19 protein-coding genes are annotated in these 22,413 nt (G+C 56.0%); 7 read left to right on the top strand and 12 right to left on the bottom strand.

Features of this window, described 5'->3' with window-relative positions:
• Window positions 1–3: 3 nt before the first annotated feature.
• The 6 genes from BLS30_RS09400 to BLS30_RS09375 all read right to left on the bottom strand — a co-directional run bounded on the left by BLS30_RS09400 (window position 4) and on the right by BLS30_RS09375 (window position 7,214).
• Entirely contained in the window at window positions 4–555 is a 552-nt protein-coding gene (locus tag BLS30_RS09400) for a BPSL1445 family SYLF domain-containing lipoprotein (RefSeq protein WP_046479393.1), read from the bottom strand.
• A 178-nt stretch (window positions 556–733) separates the two neighbouring features.
• Window positions 734–1,975, bottom strand: coding sequence for an AlbA family DNA-binding domain-containing protein (locus BLS30_RS09395; protein WP_090228275.1), 1,242 nt, complete (start codon window positions 1,973–1,975; stop codon window positions 734–736).
• A 329-nt stretch (window positions 1,976–2,304) separates the two neighbouring features.
• A complete protein-coding gene (locus BLS30_RS09390) occupies window positions 2,305–2,931 on the bottom strand; it encodes a thioredoxin family protein (RefSeq protein ID WP_090228273.1) in 627 nt (208 codons plus the stop codon).
• Between the two features lie 16 nt (window positions 2,932–2,947).
• Window positions 2,948–5,122, bottom strand: a complete 2,175-nt coding sequence (locus BLS30_RS09385) for a protein-disulfide reductase DsbD family protein (RefSeq protein ID WP_090228272.1) — start codon at window positions 5,120–5,122, stop codon at window positions 2,948–2,950.
• Window positions 5,123–5,651: 529 nt separating this feature from the next.
• A complete protein-coding gene (locus BLS30_RS09380; protein ID WP_046480749.1) occupies window positions 5,652–6,023 on the bottom strand; it encodes a tRNA-binding protein in 372 nt (123 codons plus the stop codon).
• Window positions 6,024–6,122: 99 nt separating this feature from the next.
• Complete coding sequence (locus BLS30_RS09375) at window positions 6,123–7,214, bottom strand: HPP family protein (protein WP_046479397.1); 1,092 nt, start codon at window positions 7,212–7,214, stop codon at window positions 6,123–6,125.
• Window positions 7,215–7,815: 601 nt separating this feature from the next.
• Between BLS30_RS09375 and BLS30_RS09370 the strand changes: the two genes are divergently transcribed.
• From BLS30_RS09370 to BLS30_RS09355, 4 genes are all read left to right on the top strand, one after another.
• Window positions 7,816–8,067 carry a hypothetical protein gene (locus BLS30_RS09370; protein ID WP_046479398.1) on the top strand — a complete coding sequence of 84 codons (252 nt, stop codon included), beginning with the start codon at window positions 7,816–7,818 and terminating at the stop codon, window positions 8,065–8,067.
• 230 nt (window positions 8,068–8,297) lie between these two features.
• Window positions 8,298–9,062, top strand: a complete 765-nt coding sequence (locus tag BLS30_RS09365) for a response regulator transcription factor (RefSeq protein ID WP_076605352.1) — start codon at window positions 8,298–8,300, stop codon at window positions 9,060–9,062.
• A gap of 686 nt (window positions 9,063–9,748) precedes the next feature.
• Window positions 9,749–11,125, top strand: coding sequence for a DUF3300 domain-containing protein (locus tag BLS30_RS09360; RefSeq protein ID WP_244512403.1), 1,377 nt, complete (start codon window positions 9,749–9,751; stop codon window positions 11,123–11,125).
• Window positions 11,126–11,164: 39 nt separating this feature from the next.
• Window positions 11,165–12,133, top strand: a complete 969-nt coding sequence (locus BLS30_RS09355; RefSeq protein ID WP_090228269.1) for a DUF2950 domain-containing protein — start codon at window positions 11,165–11,167, stop codon at window positions 12,131–12,133.
• A 51-nt stretch (window positions 12,134–12,184) separates the two neighbouring features.
• On the opposite strand, the gene tsaA is transcribed toward BLS30_RS09355, so the two are convergent.
• Window positions 12,185–12,700 (bottom strand): tRNA (N6-threonylcarbamoyladenosine(37)-N6)-methyltransferase TrmO, encoded by a 516-nt coding sequence (gene tsaA / locus BLS30_RS09350; RefSeq protein ID WP_090228267.1) that lies wholly within the window; start codon window positions 12,698–12,700, stop codon window positions 12,185–12,187.
• A gap of 20 nt (window positions 12,701–12,720) precedes the next feature.
• A complete protein-coding gene (locus BLS30_RS09345) occupies window positions 12,721–13,803 on the bottom strand; it encodes a YeiH family protein (RefSeq protein ID WP_090228265.1) in 1,083 nt (360 codons plus the stop codon).
• A gap of 138 nt (window positions 13,804–13,941) precedes the next feature.
• On the opposite strand from BLS30_RS09345, the gene BLS30_RS09340 reads away from it, so the two are divergent.
• Window positions 13,942–14,847: a LysR family transcriptional regulator gene (locus tag BLS30_RS09340; protein WP_090228262.1), complete on the top strand. Its 906-nt coding sequence runs from the start codon at window positions 13,942–13,944 to the stop codon at window positions 14,845–14,847.
• 48 nt (window positions 14,848–14,895) lie between these two features.
• On the opposite strand, the gene BLS30_RS09335 is transcribed toward BLS30_RS09340, so the two are convergent.
• The gene (locus tag BLS30_RS09335; protein ID WP_046479404.1) at window positions 14,896–16,266 is read right to left on the bottom strand and encodes an aminotransferase-like domain-containing protein; all 1,371 of its coding nucleotides are present in this window, start codon (window positions 16,264–16,266) and stop codon (window positions 14,896–14,898) included.
• Window positions 16,267–16,366: 100 nt separating this feature from the next.
• On the opposite strand from BLS30_RS09335, the gene BLS30_RS09330 reads away from it, so the two are divergent.
• Window positions 16,367–16,762, top strand: coding sequence for a DUF983 domain-containing protein (locus BLS30_RS09330; RefSeq protein WP_052744051.1), 396 nt, complete (start codon window positions 16,367–16,369; stop codon window positions 16,760–16,762).
• Window positions 16,763–16,799: 37 nt separating this feature from the next.
• Here the strand turns inward: BLS30_RS09330 and BLS30_RS09325 are convergent, their stop codons facing one another.
• From BLS30_RS09325 to BLS30_RS09315, 3 genes are all read right to left on the bottom strand, one after another.
• Window positions 16,800–17,831, bottom strand: a complete 1,032-nt coding sequence (locus BLS30_RS09325) for an HAD family hydrolase (protein ID WP_090228260.1) — start codon at window positions 17,829–17,831, stop codon at window positions 16,800–16,802.
• A 112-nt stretch (window positions 17,832–17,943) separates the two neighbouring features.
• Window positions 17,944–19,596 carry an arylsulfatase gene (locus BLS30_RS09320; RefSeq protein ID WP_076605353.1) on the bottom strand — a complete coding sequence of 551 codons (1,653 nt, stop codon included), beginning with the start codon at window positions 19,594–19,596 and terminating at the stop codon, window positions 17,944–17,946.
• Between the two features lie 54 nt (window positions 19,597–19,650).
• Window positions 19,651–20,553 (bottom strand): formylglycine-generating enzyme family protein, encoded by a 903-nt coding sequence (locus tag BLS30_RS09315; protein ID WP_090228257.1) that lies wholly within the window; start codon window positions 20,551–20,553, stop codon window positions 19,651–19,653.
• Between the two features lie 1,306 nt (window positions 20,554–21,859).
• On the opposite strand from BLS30_RS09315, the gene BLS30_RS09305 reads away from it, so the two are divergent.
• Window positions 21,860–22,354 carry a GFA family protein gene (locus tag BLS30_RS09305; RefSeq protein ID WP_090228252.1) on the top strand — a complete coding sequence of 165 codons (495 nt, stop codon included), beginning with the start codon at window positions 21,860–21,862 and terminating at the stop codon, window positions 22,352–22,354.
• Window positions 22,355–22,413 lie beyond the last annotated feature (59 nt).

The following is a 22,413-nucleotide window of genomic DNA, read 5'->3' as shown; positions in this document are numbered from 1 at the left end:
CGATCAGCGTGAGATGCGCGTGATCTTCGAGCCTTCGAGGGTGAGGTTATACATCAGCCCCTTGGGATCGACGACAAAGCCAACGACGGGGCTTGTGATCTTGTTGGTGTCGATGGAGCCGCCGACGCCGACCGTGATGATGGCGACGGAGCCGTCCACGCCCACTTTCCAGCCGGCCGTTCTTCTGAACTGATCGAGCGCGGATTCGGTCATGAACATGATGATCACCGCGCGCTCCTGGATGCCAAGCTGGAAGCCCACGGAGGCCGAGAGCGTGTTGTAGTAATCGACGGTGCGTCCGCCGATCAAAAGCGCGCCTTCGCCATATTCGCCGCCGAAGCCGAAGCCGGCTTTGACCACGGATGGGAAGACGAGAATGCCGACGGACTTGTTGGCGAGATCGCGCGCGCCTCTCACCTGATAGAAGAACTTATCGAGCGTGGCATGTACGCCTGCATCGATTTCAGGGCCAGAGGCGGCCTTGCTGGCAGGTGCCGATTGAATGATGGCGGCGAACGAAAACAGGGCCAGACAGACGGCCTTCCACGACGACATTGATGGTTCTCTCTCTCCAAAGGGCTCCCCAGCGGAGACTATTGAACGCGATTCGTGGCGGAATTCTGAGGGGTAGGGGGGAGATGTGGGAGTAGGTGAGGTAGCTTGGCTCCAAAAGCACCTAGTAAGTGTTGTCTTCTTCTCAGACTCTGGTTGATCTTGCGTTGGACCGATATTGCTACATGAAGTCTTTTTTTATATTCTCCATAAGCTCAGTGAAATTAAACGATATGCCATCATTACTGTCCATTCCTGCCAGGTTGTGTAGATCTGTTTCGAAAATCTTTGTTAAATCCCCATATGTATTGCTTTCCGAAATCGGATATCGCCCTAGCCTAGCATTGCCGGCTTCAAAAAATCCGGAGGGTTGTCCATAGTCTTTTCCCCAGTATGGAATTCGCTGCAAGCGTTCCGCTAAGGTGATGTGTACGTCAGCGGCGTACTCCACGGTTTGCTTAGCTGTCATGCGTAAACGTTCGATTGCGAGTAGCAGATTTCCGAAAATCGCAACAGGCCAATTCATGGCTAGCCCTTTTCGGTTGTCTGGGGTCGGACCAGCAAGTCGCCAGTCGAACAAGATCGAACCATCCTCAAGAAGAACGATAGACGTCACTGAACCGTTGTGATGCTGCTCTTTGATTGATGTGCCGCGAACAATAGGTTTCCAGTTCAAACCTTCAGCCCACATCTCGCATGGGTACGATTGATCGCCGTGGTATGCATGAATTCTTTCTAGGCGTGGCTTTGCAAGTTTGTTCCGATGAATTTGTGGAATAAGAAAGGGACCCGTCGGGCGGGCCACAGCCCTGATGCACCACCCGGTGGATACATCTGTTGGTCTCTGATCGTCGAACCACTTTTCGATTCGGTCGAAACGCTGGCTCAACTCTAATGTGCGTCGTTGAATTTCGTCCATCGTCATGGGCATGGAGTCATCGTTTCTTCTGATGTAACATTCCTTGTCGCAGCGAGATCGATGCGGACCATAAGGGCTTTCAGGAATTTTCAAAACTACGACTCCGGAACCTGTATTTTCCGTAGGTATGCCAACTACCTCAAGTCCAAATACTGAAGGTTCTATGTTATCTCTGCAGGTTCGTTTAAGCCGTTCGGCCAATTCTATGACATCTCGAATCGGAGATACCAATGAAGCCCGGGGTGGTTTTTCTTCACTTTCTGCAATGCCTAAAATTACCGTCCCACCTTGCGCGTTGGCAAATGCTACTAGCTCTTTTACGATAGCCGTTATCGCTGGGCGATTTATTTTGCCGCTGCCTAGCTCCCAAGAATCTGGCGTATTTCTTTCTCCCGCAAGCTCTCTTTTATATTCAATGCTTTGACTTTCTGCAATTTCAGCGCTGATCAGCCAACTTACATCTTCGGCTGTTAGTTGCTCTATTGGCTTGTCGAAAAAATTCATATCTCGTCCCTGGGCTTTTTTGTCTAGATTTATGAATGTGTGGTATTTTCTCCGCGCTGCTTGTGTTTGGTTAATTTCATTACTTTGCTTGCTTGTGTGTGCTTTACGAAAATTTCGCAAGGTCGTTTGGAGGGATTAGAAGGGATGACGCGTCCGCGACAATACGAATCGCGTCAATCAATATGATAACTGATCGCTGTCTTGAATGGTTCGCTGTTGGGTATGGCTTTAGGCGCCGTTAGCGGATATTTTGAGTAATAAAACAACGGGCCAGAGCATCACGCTCCGGCCCGCAATTATTTCTAGCCTCGCTCCAAGTCCCGCTGGCGTCAGGATGTTTTGTATTTGATCGAGCAGCCGTAGGCGCGGGTGACGGCGGGGTCGACCGGTTTACCGGCGGCAATCTGCTCCAGCGCTTCGCGGACATAGTTCCGCGCGCCTTCGATGTCGGACTGGTTCGCTGTCGGCTTGTCGTCGATTGCGCCCTTGTAGGCGAGATTGCCATCCGGCGTGATGATGTACATGTGCGGCGTGGTCTGTGCGCCGTACGTGCGGCCGATTGTGCCCTCTTCATCGATGATGACGGCGGACGGTGCGGCATCACGCTTCTGCATCAGTGCATCGTGGTCGGCCGGCGGGAGATTGCCCTGAGTGCCGGGTGCGGAAGAGACGACGGTGAGCCAGACGATTCCGTCGGCCGTTGTGTCCTTCTGGAGCTTCTGCATGTTGCCGCTGCCGTAGTGCTTCTGGACGTAGGGGCAGCCGTCGTTGGACCATTCCAGAATGACGGTCTTGCCGCGCAGCTCCTTCAGCGTGTGGGTTTTGCCATGGGTGTCGACTCCGGTGAAGTCGGGTGCGGGCTTGCCAACCTCAGGTGCGGCTGCGGCGCTGGCGGCTCCAAGTACGAAGGCCAGGCACGCGGCGGCGGCGAACTTGGCTGTGGTGTGGAACGTCATGGTCTCTGTCCTCCTCTCAACGAATGGCAGCTTGTGTGCGGTTAAGTTCGGCGAAGTGGCGCACGACAATCGCCTCGGTCAAAAGCTGGGGAAGCACGATGGCTTCTTTTTGCGGGTCCGCGGGGTAGAGCAGGTAGAGCGGAACGCCCGCGCGTCCGTAAGCCTTCAGTACGCGGGAAATGCGCTCATCCTGATTGGTCCAATCGCCTTTCAAGTAGGCGACGTTGTGATCGGTCAGCGCCTTGCGGAAGCCGTCTGTACGCAAGGCGACCTGCTCGTTGACCTTGCAGGAGATGCACCACGCGGCGGTGAAATTGACGAAGACCGGGCGGCCCGAAGCACGAAGCTCGGCGACGCGTTCTTCGGAGAAGGGCTCGCCGGCGGTGATGTCGCCTTTGTCGGCTGAGGTGGTGGGGACCTCAGCGCTCGTGATCCAGGGAACCGTGAAGGCAAGAGCAGCACCGACGACGGCGACTGCCAAAGCGCCCCTGAGAGCCGGTTGGCCTGTGCGGTTCCCCAGCAGCCATGCAGCGAAGCCGACGGCGATCAACGTGACGCCCGCGCTAAGGACGCCATCACTGCCGGCCTGTAGCGAAAGCACCCAAACGAGCCAGACAACCGTGGCATAGAGCGGGAAAGCCAGGACTTGCTTGAACGTGTCCATCCAGGGGCCGGGCTTCGGAATAATGCGACGGGCGGCTGGAGATAACGAAATCAGGAGAATAGGGAGCGCGAAGCCGACACCCATGGCCTGGAGAACGAGCGCCATGTCGAGGGCGGGCCGCGTCAGCGCGTAGCCGATCGCGGCGCCCATGAACGGCGCGGTGCAGGGTGTTGCCGCGACGGTCGCTAGCACACCGGTAAAGAAGGAGCCTGTCAGACCCGATTTGCGGGTCAATCCTTCCCCAAGGCCGACAGCGCCGCCGCCGATGTCAAAGACGCCGGAGAGCGACAGGCCGAGCGCCAGGAATAGAGCGGTCATGGCGAGTACGAAGACCGGCGACTGGAACTGGAAGCCCCAGCCGAAGGCGAGGCCGGCGCTGCGCAGGGCAACAAGCACGCCAGTAAGTATAGCAAAACTTGCGAGAACGCCGGCGAGATAGGCGAGCCCCGATCGTCTGGCTTCGCTTCCGCCGCTTCCACTGTGTTTGGCGAGGGACAGCGTTTTAAGCGAAAGGATCGGGAGCACGCACGGCATCAGGTTCAAGATAATCCCGCCCAGGAGCGCGAAGAGCATTGCTTGCCAGATGGTGATTTGTGTGCCGGTGTTGTCGCCCTCTCCGGACGGGGTGCCGATGGCTTGCAAGGGTGTGGCTGCGCCCGTTGCGGCGATATCCTGAGTTCCGGTTGGTTTCGCGCTTATGGTGAAGCCGTGCCGAGCCTGCTGCGTGTTACCGATCTGTTCGGTCAGAACCAAAACGCCGTTTAGTTCTTTTATGCCGTTGCTGGCGAGTTCCCCCGACTTCAAGCTGAGGGTGACGCCGTCGTCCGTCCAGGAGACTTTCTGAGCGCCGGCATGATCAACCAGGCCCCAAGTATCGGGGAAGAATTCAACTTTCGTGACGCGATTGGGATCGAGTTCGGGGGCGGCGACTTTCAGGGTGACAGTGTCAGAGGATTGCTCGACCGTGGCAGGCCAATCGGCCGGTGTCGGGATGCTGCGTTCGGTCTCTGCGAAATGGTCGGCGTGCTCGCTTGGGGTTGGCGGTTCGCCTGCTGAGGCGACGGGGAGGATCAGTTTGAGTTCCGCCGATTCAGGGATGCAGATCTGCTCGCAAACCAGCCAATTGGCTTTCGCGGTCAGCTCAACGGATTGGGTGTCGAGCGTTTCGGGCGGTGTAATGGTGACGGGGAGCAGGACGGTGTCGGAGTAGCCGTAATTCACCAACGGTCCGACAGGGATGGCGTCGGGAACAGGCCAACGAATCTCAGACGCTTTAAAGCCATCCGGCAGAGACCATTCAATGCGTGTGGGCTCGCCCGAGTCACCGGGATTCTTCCAATAGGTGTGCCAGTGTGGCGTAATGCGCTGGCTCAGGCCGACGGTGAAGGGAACTCCGGGCTGGATATGATCTACCGCCGAAATGAGATCGGCTTGAACTTTAGGCTGTTGGGCGACGGCGAGGTTGGGCCCTATTAGCGCAACGATAGTCGCCCAGAGGATCGTAGTGGCAGTGTACCGAATTGCCATTCTTTGTCTCGGCCCCTCTCACATCGCTTTTGCAGCGCAAGGACTATCCGTGTGCTTTGAACGATGCCGCTGCACACGTTCCGTCGTCCCGCCATATGGTTGGCTGGTGGACGCTTTGCAAAGCCAATAGTGGTTGCCTCAACTAATAGTGTTTGTCGGTGATGTGGGCGGTTAGAACAGCTTTTTTTCCGCTGGGTGTTCCGCCTGCATCCTCGGTGCAATGATGTTTGTGACTTCGTAGGGCTGACATCCGAAGGTGTTTCTGACGCAAGGGGGCCGCAACGGTCGGCGTCGGGCCACGTTCGCAAAGTGGGGGCGGGCTGCTGTAACTTTGCGGTTTCATTGCCTGGTGTGGATCGAGATGCGGCTGAAGCTTTGGTGGCTGCCACGCACCAAGTCTGCCTCACAGCAATGCGACAGGTAAAAACTTTGCCGTGAATTTGAGTGTTCTGTGAGGCCAAAACCGAGCAGAAATTTGCATCCCTGGACAGGGTGTATTCGGTGGACGTTCCAATCGGCCGTATGCGTTTCAGAACAGCCGGCTTCCATTCGGAACGGGATGGTCGGGCTTGAACAGGACGACCTCACCTTCTTCATCCGCGAAGCCAAGTGTCAGAACTTCCGACATGAACTTTCCGATTTGCCGCGGCGGAAAATTGACAACGGCCGCGACCTGGCGGCCTTCGAGATCTTCCGGTGTGTAATGGTGGGTAATCTGTGCGCTTGATTTCTTCAGCCCAATAGCTGGACCGAAATCGATCACCAGCTTGAGGGCTGGCTTTCGAGCTTCTGGGAACGGCTCGATCGATGTGATCGTTCCGATGCGGATGTCGACCGCGAGGAACTGATCAAATGAGATTTCCGGCGCTGCCGAAGCGTCGAGAGTGTGATTGGCATGCATCTGGAAGTCCTGCCGGGATGTTTCGATGCGCATTCTTATCGCTTGCAGCCGTGGTCGCAATCCTGCCTTTTGGCGCTGGGTAGTGGCGCCGCTGCAAACTCATGAGACGGCGCGCGCGACGGCGGCGAGTAGGTCTGTTTGCGTGATCAACCCCAGTACACGTTCATCGGTGTCGGTGATAATGACTGCGTGCATCCGGCCGTTGGTCAAAATCGGCACGAGGCCCATCACGGGAGCCGTTGGAGAAGACACGGCCGCGCGTGACATCACCTCATCAACCACACCTGTGGCTCCGGCCAGCTCGCGGAGTCCAACGGTTCCCACCAACCGGTCTTCACCGTCTAGTACGGGCAATGTGCGAATGTTGTGCTTTAGAAGAAGCACCTGAGCAGCGTCGGCGGATTCTCCGAGGTGCGTTTTGATGACGTCTCGGGACATGATGTCCTCGCATCTAAGGTCACCCCGGGAGCGGGAAATTGTCTGCAGTTCGACTTCACGCAGCAAACGGGTCAGGCTATGGCGGTCGATGTCAAAGGTTTCGTCCAAAGCCGATAGGGCTGCATCGACGTCCTCTTGCTTGAAGCCTGCTCGCGAGAGGGTTGGCGGATCACTGGTTCCGTAATCATTGATATCGTTCCGAGCCGCGTAGTTTGGATACGGTCGCCCCGACAACTTGTGAAAGCCTATTCCGAGCAATACGAGTATCAGGGCGTTAAGTGCGACGGGAATGAACGGATACCAAATGCCCGTTTCGGTGATCGCCGGTCCCCCGATGATCGCGGTCATCGCGACAGCAGCGCCAGGCGGATGCAAGCATCGAGCTAGGGACATAATGGCAATTGCCAGACTGACGGCGATGGCGACTGCTAAGACCTGATCTTGGATCAGGAAGTGCACTGCTAATCCCACGAAAGCTGAAATTGTACTCCCGCCGATGATCGGCCAGGGTTGTGCGAGTGGGCTCGTTGGAATAGCGAAAAGTATGACGGCGGACGCTCCCATGGGGGCGACGATCAACGGCAGATGGCTTCCTGGCCCAATAATTCTCTCACAGATCAGGAACGTCAGACCGATGCCCAGGGCAGCGCCAACACAGGCAATAATACGTTCTCGTACCGTAGCGCCGGGGAGTATCGGTGCGAAAATGCGAAAATCGAGCCTGAATGGCGAGCGCTGTTCAGGGTGCGTCATTTGTTTCAAAGGTATTGCTGCCTTGTTCAGTACGGTGGCTCATGAAACCACACACAACTTTATAGTTCTTTCGGATCGAGGCTGTCTCGCGAAGACGCTCTGGTTCAACGGACAGTGCTAGGGTGACGCATTTGGTCTGGCGGTGAGCGACTCGTGCTGCGCCGATCGCGTCTCGCTGAAAAGCTCCTAGCCAGGGTGCTCATTCCAGCGTGCACTATGATGCATGAGTTTTATTCTACGTTTCATTTCGTTCCCCTACCGCATTTTGCGGCCGGTGCATTCGTGCACGGTTTCTTGCTCCATCGTGGCCTGTCGGTTCGTAATCCGTATGTTCGAGAATGGACACCATTCGGGGGGTATTTCCAACATACAAAGAAAAAAATGTCTTCCTACCCATAGCGGCTTGAGGCCGCGGTTGGGGATTGAAGTTGGCTAATGAACGGCAGATTGGCTCTATCGGCGAATAGTACCGGAGCTGAAATGGATCTCCTTCCTGTTTCGGTGGGAACAGCGGCTAAGGATCGCTTCTCGCATTGTTAGCTCACCGCCTACTCCGATGATCATGGGAAGCGCGGGCTACGCAGAAGTAAGGAGATTGTAAATGAAGACGACTGTTATGGCGCTTGCGCTAACCGGATCTGTTGCTATCGCGGCCCTAATGGGGGGCGCCACCGGCGCAGAAGCTGGCGGCAAGCATGGCTTCAAGCATCATCACTGGAAGCATAATTTTCACCACTTTCATCACCACAACTTCCATCGCCCTCGCGGCTGCGGCTTCTACAAGGCGAAGTGGTATGCGACCGGAAAATTCTATTGGAAGAAGCGTTATTTTATCTGCAAGGGTTGGTGGTGACTTTCACGCCTTAAATTTTGAATTACATGCTCCCTCTAGCGCGTTGGTGCTGGAGGGAATTTTTTACTACGCATTGAATGGCTTGCGCCCGTAACCAAGTTCTATGCTCACGGATCCCTTTGATTTCGGGTTGCTGCTATTCTTTGTTTGGGAGAGGAGGAGCCTACAAGTCCTTTGCTATGGGACGGTGGGTAATGTGATTCTGACGGGAGGCGTTTATCGAATGCCGAATGCCCGTGAGTAAGGAAGTTTCAAAACTCGGCTCTGACATGTTGCGGTTTATTACCAGCATTGAAGAGCTAGAAACACCTGATCAGGTTCTGGATAACCTGCACGGCGTGACGGCCAAGGCGTGTAAGATGAACGTTCTTATGGCCGGCCTCATGCCAATACGCTGGTGCGATTGGAGCGGCGTCGAAAAAGGTAAGACGGTGTTCTTGCACAAAAGTGTGCCAGAGGGCTGGTGGGAAGACTATTTCGAACGCACGCAAAAGCACCCAGGCCCTGGCCTTTCGCTGGCTCAGCTTTCCATTGCCCCGTTCACGATGTCTGAAATGATGCGCATGCTCGAGCCATTGGGCGTAGATCAGTGGCCCTTCGAGCTCGCGATGAAGTACAGTATGCGTGATTATTTCACGTGCCCGGTTGGCGGGCGTTGGACTGTGACCTACTGGTCGCGTAACGTTCTTTCAAATCGGTTCACCCCGGAAGATCGCACCATCATCTTCATGGGAGCGACGTTCGCTGCTATTCGCCTCCAGAAGCTTATAGGACTCCAAACCGACCGCATCGGTTCGGCGGCCGCGTTGACGGCGCGTGAGCTTGCCGTGTTGCGGCTTGCGTCGCTCGGTCACCAAATGAGGGAAATTGCCGAACTCCTTGGTCTCGGCGAAGAGACAATCCGGAGCCATCTTAAGAAGGTACAAGTGAAACTTGGGGCACGGAACCGTGTGCAAGCTGTGGCGCAGGCTATACGGCTTAATCTCATCCCATAAGGCCTCCCCCAAATCGGGGATGACGTATACAGGCGACTTCCAATACACCAGCATCGGTGACCGCCGCAGGGAATCGGGGGAAGGTTTCCTTACGGACTGTTTAGTCCCGGGGGACTGCACGAGCGAAGGGGAGAAAAACCCCTTCGCTCCTTGCGCGATGTAGCCAAGCTTGCTGCAGCTTTTCGAAACCGGACGCCCAAACCTACGAACCGGTCCAGCCCCGGGACCGGGAGCCGCGTCAGTCGCGCCGCCCGCTGGCGACTTCGAGCGGCCCCGGTCCCGGGGCTTGCTTCGTTCGGGTAAGACTTTTTACGCGTGTTATGCAGCGGCTTTACATCGCCGATTAACCAGCCTTCCAATTCATTCTCTTATGTCATCCAGATTTGCCGCAGTCTGACTGCGGAGCGTCGTTTCCGTTGACAGCCGATTTCATTTTTCCGTCTGTTTCGGCCTGGAACGGAACGCGGCGCATCCGACTTAGATCGTTGACGATGTTGAACAGGCTCCATCCGTTGTTTTCGGATTTACTCGCTGCATGTTTTGCCGGGTAGGAGAAGCCGATATGAAAAAAAGATCACAAGGTATAGGGCAATCCATTGGCTCGCTTGGCGTCGGCGCGCCTTCTAACTCAACTGGTATTCGAAATGACGTCCTAGTAGCGATGAGAGGCGGTGAGGATTTTATCCATGAGCGCCTATAAATTGATGAAGTGTCTTGCCGCGGCTGTGATCTTGCTGGCAGGCACGTTGCCGCGAACACTGCAGGCTCAGGATGCTGATCAAGCGCCGCTGTTCAAGAAGGAGGAACTGGCGCAGCTGCTGGCTCCGATTGCGCTCTATCCCGACGACCTTCTGTCCAACGTGTTGATGGCATCAACCTATCCGCTTGAAGTCGTACAGGCTGCGCGATGGCGGAAAGATCCTGAGAACGCGAAGCTTGAAGGTGAGGACCTCACAAAGGCTCTGGATGCCAAGGATTGGGATCCGAGCGTCAAAGCGCTTACGCTCGTTCCTGACGTGCTGCAGATGATGAGCGAGAAGTTGGAATGGACGCAGAAGCTTGGCGATGCGTTCCTCGCCCAAGAAGATGACGTCATGAATCAGATCCAGGCGCTTCGTATGAAGGCCGAGGATGCTGGTTCGCTCAAGAGCAATGAGCAGCAGAAAGTGAGCCGGAAGCAAGATGATGGATCCAGTGAGATCATCATTCAGCAGACGAGTCCTGATGTCGTCTACGTTCCAATTTATGAGCCTGCGGTTGTGTACGGGTCATGGTGGTATCCAGACTATCCGCCCTACTATTGGTATGGGGGATATCCGACGTCAGCATTTGTTTCGGGCTTCTTCTGGGGGACCGGATACGCCGTCGCGCGCTCACTTTGGGGATGGGGTTACTGTGATTGGCGCCACCGCAACATTCACATCGACGTCGATCGATACAACAGGATCAACGTCAATAACCCGAAGATCACGTCAAATACCTGGGTTCACAATCCGCGGCATCGCGGCCCTGTGCCCTATCGTGATCACGCGAGCCGCGAGAAGTTCGGCAAGAATGGCGATAGATTTAAGGAGGCCGGCAAGGACTTTCGCGGGTTCCACGACCGTGATTCAGTTGAAGGGGTGCGCGACAAGCTTGCGGCAGGTGCAGCAGGAGCTGGGGCAGCAAAGCTTCATGATAAGATCAGCAAAGGTGATGCGGCCAAGGTCAAAGACCGGGTCGGCAACATCGACAAAGGCAAGCTTAAGGACAAGGCTGGAGCCCACAAAGACCGCCCCAATAAGGGCAAGATGAAGGACAAAGTCAGCGATAAAACCGCCAAGAAAAAGCCGTCGCATAAAAGGCCGAGCGGTAGTCCACACAAGCGCCCATCGTCAAAGACGAGGCACAAGCCATCTGCAAGACGATCCTCATCTGGGCCGCGGAGATCGAATGCTTTCGACATGAAACGTGGCCGCGATGTTGCCAAGCACGCTAGTCGTGGGAGAGCGAGCCGTTCCGGAATGTCCAGGCATGGAGGAGGAATGAGGCGCGGGGGCGGAGGACATGGGCGTCGCCGCTAGTTTCAACATCAATATCTTGAAATCGGGTGAGAGGTCGTCATGCCCATCCATCGCAGCTGTTCGAGATATCCTTCACTGATTTTCTTCACCGTAACAACGTGTTTTCTGATCGGTGTCGGTACGATTTCTTCATCGCAGGCGGAGGATCGAGCAATCCGTCAGATGATGTTCGCGAGTCCAGATGAGGCTGCGGCGGCCCTTTTTAGGGCAGCGCAATCATCGGGAACCGAAGCCTTGGAAAGGGTGCTTGGTCCGGGATCGGAGCAGCTGATTTCGTCTGGTGACCAGATCTATGACGAAGCCATGCGCGAAAAATTTCTTAAGGCCTATGCCAAATCGCACCGACTGCGTAAGGACGACCCAATTCGAAGTGTGCTTTTGATTGGCGAGGAAGAATATCCATTTCCTATCCCGCTGGTCGCTGAAGGTGTCACATGGCGTTTCGACAGCGAGGCTGGCGCAGATGAGATTCTGAACCGCAGGATTGGGGAAAACGAGCATGCTGCCATGCGTGTGATGCTCGCGTATGTGGCTGCGCAGATGGAATATGCCTCGCAGGACCGAGACGGGAATGGGCTGCAATACGCACGCCGATTTCTCAGTACGCCAGGCAACAAAGACGGACTCTTTTGGCCAACCCAGGAAGGCGAGGTGACGAGCCCAATGGGGCCCCTGGTGGCGGAGGCGAGGGCTGAAGGATATCGGCGGGGTACTGAGCAGAACGATGCCTCAGTGCCTTACCATGGGTATGTCTTTAAAATGCTTGACGGACAGGGCTCTGCGGCTAAGTCAGGCGCGCGGGATTTCGTTGTGAATGGTCGAATGATCGGCGGGTTTGGGCTCGCAGCGGCACCAGCTGAATACGGCAATTCCGGCATTATGTCCTTCATCGTCAACCAGGATGGGACAGTCTACGAACAAGACTTGGGGCCAGAGTCGCGCATGCTTGTGGCTGAGATGAAAGAGTACGATCCCGGCGAGGGTTGGCATGCCGCTGATGTGGATTGAGGACTACGCGCCGTCATCACAACTTCAAAAGGTTTGTTATTGCCACGGGGCCTAGCGTTCATCTCCGGAGGCCGCGTTCCGAGTTTCATCGTCTCCAGTTTGGCGCGGGGCGATCGGTGTAAACAGATCCCGATCCGGTTTGAGATCGAGCAATGGGGTGCCGTCCAGGCAGTCGAGGCTTTGGACAAAAACGTTCGGTCCTTCGATCCGAACTAATTTGACGTTCTGCGTTCCGATCGGGTTGGGGCGCACGGGTGAGCGCAGGCTGAACGCGCCGCGTGCGATGCCGTCATTCTTTGGACTTTGCAGTATGAGATCGCGGCGGGACTGGTGGAGCCAGTAAAGGACCTCCAGCCTTTCGTACTCGTCGATGCCTTTGAGTGCATCGACCCAAGGTTCGAAGATCTCTATCCGGCAAATGGGTCCGTCCATTCGGCCCAATCGCGGGCAGGTAAGGCGGTCGGTCCATGGTGTGTGGATCCGGCCGATGAAGACCACGCCGGCATCGGGTGTCTCTGGCATCGTGACGGTCTTCTCGCCGTTTCTTACTTCATCGCGTCGGACCATGGGCGTGTCTCCGGTCGTATTCAAGCGAACAGCTTCACGAGTATCAGACTGAGAGCGGCGATAAAGAGCGATGCCGCCAGCCCGAGAATAAATGGCCGTATTCCTTTTTCGCGCAGCTTAGACAGGTCTGTTTCAAGCCCCATTGCGGCGAGAGCGATGGATAGCAGAAATGTTGTGATGAGTGGACTGACAGCTTTGATTTCTTCAGGGATTGCGACCGCGCTGTTGAGGACCACCATCGCGAGAAAGCCGAAAACAAACCAAGGGACGGGCGTGGTCTGATCCGGGGAGTCCTCCCTGATGGTTCGCGCACGTCTCGCCATGAGTAGCCCGAGCGTCACGACGAGGGGGGCAAGCAAAATGACCCGCGAGAGTTTCGCAATGGTGCCGAACTCACCGGCTTCCTGCCCATGTTGAAAGGCCGCGGCAACGACTTGCGCGACCTCGTGAATTGAAGCGCCCGTCCACAGGCCGAAGTCGTGTGCTGACAGCCCCAGGAAGGCTGGGGTTAACGGATAAAGAAGCATGGCGATTGAGCCGAATATTGTCACCGACGCGACCGCATAAGCCACATCTTCATCGCGGGCTGCCGTCACCGTGTTGGTCGCAAGTACGGCGGAGGCCCCACAAATGGACGTACCTGCGGCTATCAATTCCGCCAGTTTGCGATCCACGCCAATTATGCGCCCAAACCAGATGGTAAACGCGAATGTGGCGACCAGTGTTACGGTAATGATCAGGAAACCCGTGATGCCCACAGATGCGATCTGCCACGCGGTCAGCTGTAGTCCGAGCAGGATGACGCCGAGACGTAAGATCCTGCGCAGTGCGAATGTCACGCCTGCCTTTGCCGCCCTCGGTGTGCCGATGATGTTGTGAAAAGCCATCCCGATAAGGATAGAGAGGATCATCGGACTGAATATGCCGAGACCGGGAACTTGCCTGAGAAGAATGGCTAGTCCGGCAATCGCAGAAACGAGGGCTATGCCGGGCCAGATGCCGAATTTCCTGTAAGGTTGGAAGGCCGTTCTGCCCGGTGGTTGCGTGGTGTTGATTGCGTTGGCGTGAAGGGGCGCAGACCGTGTCGTGATTGTTTTCATCATCGAATAGCTCCTGTCCCCGTATTCGATGACTGGACACGACCAATCTGTCCAATGCATAGTATTTTTTAAATCGATCTAATATTTCGATTGATTGAGATGGGTTATACTCATCCCCACACGGTAGGCGACACAGCGGCCATGACATTTGAGCAGTTGCGGATATTTGTGGCGGTTGCCGAGCGTCAGCACGTCACGCGTGCTGCGGAAGCACTCAATCTTTCGCAATCCGCTGTCAGCCATGCGATCGGTGCTTTGGAAGCGCGCTATCATACGAAGCTCTTCGATCGGGTAGGTCGCCGGATCGAACTGACCGAGCCAGGGCGTGCGTTTTTGCCCGAGGCGCGGAGTATTCTGGCCCAGACTGAGCACGCTGAGTTCGTTCTTAGCGAATTTGGGATGCTTGAACGCGGGACGTTGCGCGTGAAGGCGAGCCAGACGATCGCGAGTTATTGGCTTCCGCGTTATTTCGCGAATTTCCGGAGGCAGTATCCGCGTATCGATGTACACCTATCCATCGGCAATACGGCGCAGGTTGCGGACGCCGTTGAAACAGGTGAGGCAGAGCTAGGCTTTGTTGAGGGTGTCGTTGATATTGCTCACTTCCAGAGCATTCCCGTGGCGCGTGACCAGTTGGTTGTTGTCGTCGCTCCGGAGCACCCATGGGCTGAGGGACGCCGTATAACGCCGAAGCACTTGTCTAAAAGCGATTGGGTACTTCGCGAGAGCGGCTCGGGTACCCGATCGGCTTTCGAGCATGCGCTTGCTCAGTTGGGAGTCGATCTCGCTAGTCTTCCGATCGCGATGGAGCTTCCTTCTAACGAAGCCGTTCGTGCGGCTGTCGAGGCAGGTCTCGGTGCTACCGCGATTTCAGCAACGGTGGCCGCTCCAAGTCTTGAAGTGGGGCTGTTGCATCATGTTCGGTTTTCTCTTCCCGAGCGCGAATTTCATGTGCTTCGGCACAAGGAGCGGTATCGCAGCAAGATCGGGGAAGCCTTCTTGGAGTTGATGCCGTCGCTTGCCGAGCCGCGTCGACAACACAAATAGGGAAAAGGGGTATGTGCTTGTGTTTACCGATCTTGCTGGACTTTCAACTTAAACAATCCTGTTGCCGGCACCAGAGCGTAGGGAGGCCGCTAGTACGTCCAGGGCGGAAAACAATTCCTGGCGGCTTTTCGCTGCTCCAAGCGCCACGCGGATCGCGTTGGGGACAGGTTCGGTTACGGCAAAGACATCGCTTGTGACCACGCCGATGCCTAAACGGTGAACGTGGGCTGCGAAGTCGAACCTGGTCCACGGACGTGGCAGCTGAAGCCATATATGATGTCCTTGCGGATGAGATTTGTACGTGTGGCCAGCTAGTGCCTTAGCGGCCAGCTTCTGTCGTTCGGCGGCTTCATCGCGGATCGCTGCGATGATGGCGTCGATACTTCGATCCTCAATCCAACGCAGGGTGAGCGCGAGCATTAGCCCGGTCGTCATTTGGGCGCTGGCGCGTACGCCTTCGGAAATGCGTGTTGCCATTTCGGCGTCCGGCACTTGCACGAATGAAAGACGCAGCCCGGGGGAAACACATTTCGACAAGCTGACTGCTGCAAATGTGAGGTGCGGTAGTAAAGCCGCGAAGGGAACGGCGGTGGGATCGAGCAAGCCGTATGCGTCGTCCTCTATTAAGGGGATGCCGTTGCGATCAAGCATGTCGGCAATGGCCTTGCGGCGGCGTAGTGGGATGGTGACGGTCGTTGGATTGTGGATGGTCGGAACGAGGTAGAGAGCTTTCGGCCGATGATTTTGGATGGCGGTCTCTAGCGCATCAGGCAACGGCCCGTGGGTATCGGTGGCGACCCCAACGAGGTTAAGCCGAGCGATTGCTGCGGCGGCTTTGAGGCCAGGATAGGTCAATGGCTCTGTCAGGATCACATCTCCCGGAGAGGTCAGCGTCAGCAGGATGGACAGCAACGCGTTTTGCGTTCCTGGTGTAATCAGGACCCGATCCACATCGGCTTCGGGGAGGCGCGGTCTTAGCCACGTCGCTACGCGTTCGCGCTCGTCGTTGCTCCCGCCGGGCTCAAGATAGTTGAGGCAGGCGGCGAGTGCGCCTTCGCGTTGAATCGCGCCGATACCGCGGGTGATCCGCCCCTCTATGTCAGCGTCCGCGGGTTGAGGTGGCAGGTTCATGGAGAGGTCGAAGGCAGGTATTATTGGTTCCGGTGTTGCTTGGAGGCGGCTTTCCGCAACGAAAGTGCCCTGTCCGACACGAGCAATTGTCAGGCCTCGCTTTTTGGCTTCCGCGTAGGCGCGTGTGACAGTTGTCAGGTCGAGGCCGAGGTTCCGCGCGAGCTCGCGGTGGGTCGGCAGATGTTGGCCGCGCCGCAACCTTCCGCTCGCAATGTCTTCGGTGAGAGCCTCCACGATGCGTAGATAGGCTGGGCCTGGACGGTCATTAAGTGTAGGCACCCAATCCATACAATTATCTCTTTTGTTTGTTGATTGTATGGTTTTGACTGTCTACGTACGGCATGAATGCTCGTAGCGCAATCTGATGATGCAGATGAGGGGACGGCCCATGCCGACAGAAACCGGACCAGATACGAAACTGGCGCTTGCTCGGGGCTCTAAGTGCCGTTGTCCAAACTGTGGCGAGGGCAAGCTATTCGCTTCGTTTTTGAAAGTGAATGACCACTGCCCGAATTGCGGTGAAGCACTTTACCATCATCGCGCCGACGATTTACCAGCCTACTTGGTCATGGTCATCGTGGGGCACATTGTGATTGCGCTCGTCATGTTCGCGGACAGTGAATACAACCTGTCCTTCGCATGGCATTTAGCTATATGGGTGCCGTTAACGTTGGTTCTCTCGCTCGCGATGCTGCAGCCCGTGAAAGGCTTTGTGGTCGCTCTGCAGTGGAAGTCCGGCATGCATGGTTTCGGTGAAGCTCAGGCACGGCGGTTACGTGGCTGACGGGGCCGTTCCCTCAAGCTGTGTTCTCGGGGGTTTTTTACTTATCCGCTGCGGCTTGCTCGCATGCGTATGGAAAAATGCATTTCCAGTCGGATTTCATACTGTTGATGATCCAGCCGCGTTTCGGCCCTTCATCCAGACCCTTGTCCAGCTTGCCGAAGTGGGACTTGCGATCGTAGGCCCACTCGCGCTCCGCATCGTCGTGATGGACGAGGAGGCCGAACCGAGCGCCGTTTCCTGTGGTGGTCCATTCGAGCATTTGGAAGTCGCCGTCGGAGTTTCCAAAAGCGGCGATCGGGCGGTGGCCGATATGGGAATTGATGCCGACGGGTTTGCCTGCCTTGTCGTCGACCAGGTCAATTTCGGGCAGGCGCATTAGCGTCGGCTTGCCGTCTTTAACCTCATATTTTGTCTTGATGCTTGAGCCGACGACCTGCTCCGGAGGTATGCCGTAGATGCCCTCCGTCCATGGCCGCATGAACTCAATGCCGCCACCGGAGACGATGAATGTTTTGAAGCCATTGTCTCGCAGATAGGTCAGCAGTTCCAGCATCGGTTGGTAGACCATTTCGGTATACGGTTTACCCGTCTTGGGATGTCTGGCGGTTTCGATCCAGTCAGTCGCGATCTTCTCGAAGTCCTCAGTGCTCATGCCGGCATGAGTCGCCATCAAAAGTTCCATCAAGCCCTTTTCACCCGAGTTGGCGAGGGCTTGAATATCGTTTTCTAGGACGGCCTTGAAAGGCTGTTTGTCCTTCCACTCTGGATGCTGGTTCGACAACGCCTTCACGCGATCGAGGGCAAAAGCGAGCTGGACATACATGGGTTGCTCGGCCCAAAGCGTTCCGTCGTTGTCAAAGACAGCGATGCGCTCATCGGGGGCCACGTAGTCCGGGCCACCTTCCTTCGTTACCTTTTCGACGAACTCAGTTATGGCCGTCTTTGCCGGACCATCGTTCCAGGAGGCAAGCGTCGCCATATCGGCATGCAACTGAGCCGGAGCGAAGCAAATAGCAGCAGCAAGAATAGCGGCGATTTTTGTCTTCTTAGCAAATGTGCTCGAACTCATTTTGCGTCTCCTGCAGCGCCTATGAATTGGGATCGGCATTGGCCAGCTACTGACTACGTTCGCGAGAAATGAGTGGCCGCTGCTAGACTTTTCAGCGGCCAAATGCGTGCAGTTAGTTGCCCGTTGGTAGTGGCAACTTGAAGCCCTCTTTGGCGAGTTGATCCCGCACACTCTGCAGCCTTTGGTACTGAGTGAGCGTTATCGGGCCGGTATAGACTTCGCTCTGTAACTTGCGCGGCGGATACTTCACGTAGCTTTTCATTTTGTCCGCGACGGCCTCGTTGATCGTCACCAACGTCCAGGTGCGCTCCGTATAATTGTTCATGAAGATGTCGTAGCGCTCCTGGGGGTCCGCCCAGAGATCGAAGACCTGTGGAACGGTTGCGACATACTTATCTGGACCTTTCCAGCCGAGGTTGCTGTCGACCGCGAGACCGCCGGTCGAGGCGCCGTCGTCACCGCGCAGGTTGAACACGGCCTTGTAGTTCCCGACACGGGCGGCGCCCGGGCTCAGCTCATTTTCAGTGAAGTAGAACCAGGACTTGCGCTCGGACTTGCCCGTGCCGAAGAGGACAGGCGACATGTCGTAGCTGTCGAAGATGATCGGCTGGTCATCGCGGTCTTTTTCCGGGAGCTTTACATCTGCGACCTTGGCGAAGGTCGCCATGAGATCTAGGCCGCCAACGATGTCGTGGTTCTTTGAGTTGGCCGCGATCTTGCCGGGCATCCAAGCGAAGGCCGGAACGCGGTTCCCGCCTTCGCGGACTGTACCCTTCGTGCCGCGGAACGGCGTGTAGCCAGCGTCTGGGTAAACGTCCTGCCACGCGCCGTTGTCCGTGGTGTAGAAGACCAGAGTATTCTTATCGAGACCGAGTTCGCGGAGTTTGTCCATGATGCGGCCGATGCGCGTATCTAGCTCCACAACGCTGTCGGCATATTTCGACTTCGAGAGTGACTTATGCTCGAACTCCGGTGCGGGCATGTTTGGTTGGTGCACCTTCATGAAGTTGACGTTGATAAAGAAGGGGGCGTCTGACTTCGATGCGTCCTCGAGGAACTCTAATGCTGCCTTCTCTACGTAGCCGTCGAAGTAAGGGATGCCGACGACGCCCTTTTCCGGCGTATCGACATACTGGCCGTTGATCTTAAAATCTTCCTTTGCTGGCTCTCCCGCTTTGCCGGAAAGCGAACCCTTGGTGACTTCCTGGAACATCTTGCGAAGCTCCGGATCCATGTCTGGGAACCACGTCGGGTCGGCATAGGTGTACGCGTTAAGATGATACAGGCCGACGTATTTCATAACGTCATAGCCTTGGGCGTTCGGCAGGGCATAGTCCGCTTCGCCCAGGTGCCACTTGCCGGTGAAATAGGTTTTGTAGCCGCCTTCCTTCAGGACGGAGGCGAGTGTCCACTCTGCAGCCGGCAGGCCGCCGCCCTGCCCTTGAAATGCCACGGTTGTCATGCCGCTGCGGTTCGGGATCCGGCCCGTCTGCATCGCTGCGCGGCCGGGCGTGCAGCTTGGCTGCGCGTAGAACGAGAAGAAGGTCATTCCTTCGTTGGCCAGGCGGTCGATATTCGGGGTGGGCATGCCTCTTCCCTCACCGCCACCGTAGGGACCGAGATCGCCATAACCCGTGTCATCCGACACGATGAACAGGATGTTTGGTTTTTTGTCTTGGGCGTGTGCGCCGGACGAAAGGCTGGCTGGGACGAGAAATGCTACCGCAAACAACGCGGCGACACAGCGGGACAAACTAGGCTTCATTCTCACTTCCTCCTGAACGCAAAAAACCACTATGTTCGCTTGATGAAACTCTCTTCAGTTGTCGTTCTTGTTTGAGGGGCAATTGAGTACCGTCCTGAAACCGAGATGGGCGGCACTGAGATCTGCTTCCTGGGGCTGGCGTGCGGTGGGGCGGTAGCGGGCGCAGTAGTTGACCGCGCATAAGTAAGAGCCACCCTTGATCACACGTCGGGGAAATTCGTTGGGTGCTAGGCGGATGAGATTGAAAGAGGGCCCGGAAGGATTAATGACCGGTTCGCGAATATGGCCTGGGCGGTACCAGTCGTTGGTCCATTCCCAAACGTTGCCGAGCATGTCGTACAGGCCATAGCCGTTCGGTTTGAAGCTTCCGACGGGCGCAGTGCCTTCGTATCCATCGTCATTGGTATTCACGATTGGGAAGACGCCTTGCCAAGTATTAGCGGATGGCTTTCCTTCCGCATCATAGGGCTTTGTCCAGTCCTCGTCCGATCCCCGTCCACCGAGCGCTGCAAATTCCCATTGCGCTTCAGTAGGCAGGCTGTGGCCTAGCCACTGCGCGTAGGCTTCGGCGTCCTCATAAGCAACGTGGACAACGGGATGATCGTCCTTGTCGTCGATGGAGCTGCCGGGACCCGTTGGATGTCTCCAATCAGCACCGGGAACGTATTGCCACCACTGTGTAAGGTTCCCGCCGCGCGTTAAGTTCGCTGGGCTGATGAAGACCACGGAGCCTGGCACGAGGACCTCAGCCGACAAGTCGGGATGCGTCTTTGAATCTGCTCCGCGCTCCGCCCGCGTGACATAGCCCGTGGCTTGTACGAATTTGCGGAACTGCGCATTCGTCACTTCGTGGCGATCAATCCAAAAGCTATCTATCCGAACGCTATGCGCGTATCGCTCTTCAGGACGAAACCGATCGGATCCCATTTGAAATGCGCCACCGGGAATGAACTCCATTTCAGGCGCGGCATCGTCTTGCGATGACGTATTGGTGGGTCGCACAGAGCATTGCGATGGTTCGGACCTGACGGTCCCCGGAGCGGCTAGAAACGCTAGCGCTATTGATGCTGATAAAAGTGCACTTTTATACGCGTGAAGCGCGAGCTTCTTCCGGCAAGATTTGTCGGAGTTGTGAGGAGAAGTATAAAATATGCCGAGGTTCTGGAGTTTTAGATTGTCGCGTGCGACCCATCTAAAAAAACAATTTAAAAAAAACGTACTGAAGGCAACGCTCTGCCTTCGGAAAATAACCACCCCGGCTGTCATGGACTTGCTCCTTTAAACAAGTCCCTCAGCCACCCGTCGTGACAGGCGGATGCTATCGGCAGTCTACTTCGTATGCAACCGCAAAATTAATCCAAAAACTATTGATTAACTTGTCTCTTTCTTCTGCTCTCCTGTTGAGAGCTCGCACGGTTTGCCTCGCGAGGGGAGGCTGACGCTGGACGTCGAGAATTGTCTAATAACGCGTGTCAGCGGGATTAATTTGCCGATTGAATGATGTGCGTTGGAGATTGTTCTTGGCGGGCTTGTTCGAGCAAGTTTTTTTAGCGAAATATCGCGCATGCGAATCTGCATAACTCCACGAGTGCAAACCCAATAGACGCTTCTTATTGTTGCGTGCTGCGCTATAGAAAATGGCTCTCGATTATGGCGTTAATCATAATTGCTAAGAGGGTGTGAACTGAAACTTCTCCGCGATAAGACTTTGTTCATAGTCTTGGTGGGGCCTGACCGCGACATAGGCGGGTGATATTGAAATTTTTTCATGAACCCTCGGAGGGCTCGGGAGGCGGCGAGGCCTTTTGAACAGCGTGCGCTTTTGGGGGGGCAGTTTCAAAACACAGACATCGATAAGATCACGAGTTCCTCACTCGATCTTATCGTTGTGGATCATGCTCTGGGTGACCCCGGATTTGTGGTGGCGAATGCGCACGACGTAGAAAGCTAAAAGTCAAACCGGATGGTGGACGTCGTGTCGTGCTTGTTTATCTCAGTGTTGGAGAGGCTGAGGATTACCGGCCTTACTGGAAGGCGGCGTGGAAGAAACGTCCGCCTGCGTGGCTTGGCTCCTCCAATTCGGCGTGGCCACGACGGCGACACTACGATGATGTCTCGCTGGCACGACCTCAGAGATCATTGGCGTGCTCCAATGAGTACGGCTGCAACGGCGATCGCATTTTGCTCACGCGAATGGGATCGGTGATCGCGTTGACATCGTATCGCGTATGCTCCAGCTTTTGACTGGACTATGGAGATGGCCATGCCGATGCAATTGGACGGCTCCTGTCACTGCCGCGCTGTGCATTTCACAGTCGCGAGTCATACGCCCTATCCCTATCAGCTTTGTTATTGCTCTATCTGCCGCAAGACTGCGGGTGGCGGTGGTTTCGCCATCAACATCATGGGTGATGCGGCAACCCTGCAGGTGACAGGCAAGCGCACCTTACGCGTCTATCATGCAGAGATACGTGACGAGGCCGGACACTGTAATGTGTCTACGGGTGAACGGCATTATTGCGCGCGTTGTGCAAGTGCACTCTGGATTTCTGATCCAAGCTGGCCGGATCTGGTGCATCCATTCGCTTCGGCCATTGACACTGATTTGCCGGTTCCACCTGCCAAAGTACATTTGATGCTGCGTTACAGAACGAGCTGGGTTGTGCCGGATGTCGGGCCGGAGGATGACTGTTTCGAAGAGTACTCAGAGCTTTCCATCGAGGCGTGGCACAAGCAGCGTGGCCTCTGGATCGATTAGTTTGGAGACACGGCGTTCTTGGTGAAGAACGAGTTCCTAATAACGGTACGGGTAAGGAG

The sequence above is a fragment of the Filomicrobium insigne genome (genome assembly GCF_900104305.1).
GTDB lineage: Bacteria > Pseudomonadota > Alphaproteobacteria > Rhizobiales > Hyphomicrobiaceae > Filomicrobium > Filomicrobium insigne.
The sequence above is the reverse complement of the archived record's forward strand: the minus strand, read 5'-3'. Positions and strand labels throughout refer to the sequence as shown.

Bases quoted from the DNA above. Each gene is read 5' to 3' on its own strand.
- BLS30_RS09325 (WP_090228260.1), bottom strand. From the start codon at position 17,831: ATGAGTTCGAGCACATTTGCTAAGAAGACAAAAATCGCCGCTATTCTT.
- tsaA (WP_090228267.1), bottom strand. From the start codon at position 12,700: ATGGTCCGACGCGATGAAGTAAGAAACGGCGAGAAGACCGTCACGATG.
- BLS30_RS09400 (WP_046479393.1), bottom strand. From the start codon at position 555: ATGTCGTCGTGGAAGGCCGTCTGTCTGGCCCTGTTTTCGTTCGCCGCC.
- BLS30_RS09360 (WP_244512403.1), top strand. From the start codon at position 9,749: ATGAGCGCCTATAAATTGATGAAGTGTCTTGCCGCGGCTGTGATCTTG.
- BLS30_RS09395 (WP_090228275.1), bottom strand. From the start codon at position 1,975: ATGAATTTTTTCGACAAGCCAATAGAGCAACTAACAGCCGAAGATGTA.
- BLS30_RS09370 (WP_046479398.1), top strand. From the start codon at position 7,816: ATGAAGACGACTGTTATGGCGCTTGCGCTAACCGGATCTGTTGCTATC.
- BLS30_RS09315 (WP_090228257.1), bottom strand. From the start codon at position 20,553: ATGGAGTTCATTCCCGGTGGCGCATTTCAAATGGGATCCGATCGGTTT.
- BLS30_RS09330 (WP_052744051.1), top strand. From the start codon at position 16,367: ATGCCGACAGAAACCGGACCAGATACGAAACTGGCGCTTGCTCGGGGC.
- BLS30_RS09390 (WP_090228273.1), bottom strand. From the start codon at position 2,931: ATGACGTTCCACACCACAGCCAAGTTCGCCGCCGCCGCGTGCCTGGCC.
- BLS30_RS09365 (WP_076605352.1), top strand. From the start codon at position 8,298: ATGCCCGTGAGTAAGGAAGTTTCAAAACTCGGCTCTGACATGTTGCGG.
- BLS30_RS09340 (WP_090228262.1), top strand. From the start codon at position 13,942: ATGACATTTGAGCAGTTGCGGATATTTGTGGCGGTTGCCGAGCGTCAG.
- BLS30_RS09385 (WP_090228272.1), bottom strand. From the start codon at position 5,122: ATGGCAATTCGGTACACTGCCACTACGATCCTCTGGGCGACTATCGTT.
- BLS30_RS09375 (WP_046479397.1), bottom strand. From the start codon at position 7,214: ATGACGCACCCTGAACAGCGCTCGCCATTCAGGCTCGATTTTCGCATT.
- BLS30_RS09380 (WP_046480749.1), bottom strand. From the start codon at position 6,023: ATGCATGCCAATCACACTCTCGACGCTTCGGCAGCGCCGGAAATCTCA.
- BLS30_RS09320 (WP_076605353.1), bottom strand. From the start codon at position 19,596: ATGAAGCCTAGTTTGTCCCGCTGTGTCGCCGCGTTGTTTGCGGTAGCA.
- BLS30_RS09335 (WP_046479404.1), bottom strand. From the start codon at position 16,266: ATGGATTGGGTGCCTACACTTAATGACCGTCCAGGCCCAGCCTATCTA.
- BLS30_RS09355 (WP_090228269.1), top strand. From the start codon at position 11,165: ATGCCCATCCATCGCAGCTGTTCGAGATATCCTTCACTGATTTTCTTC.
- BLS30_RS09345 (WP_090228265.1), bottom strand. From the start codon at position 13,803: ATGATGAAAACAATCACGACACGGTCTGCGCCCCTTCACGCCAACGCA.
- BLS30_RS09305 (WP_090228252.1), top strand. From the start codon at position 21,860: ATGCCGATGCAATTGGACGGCTCCTGTCACTGCCGCGCTGTGCATTTC.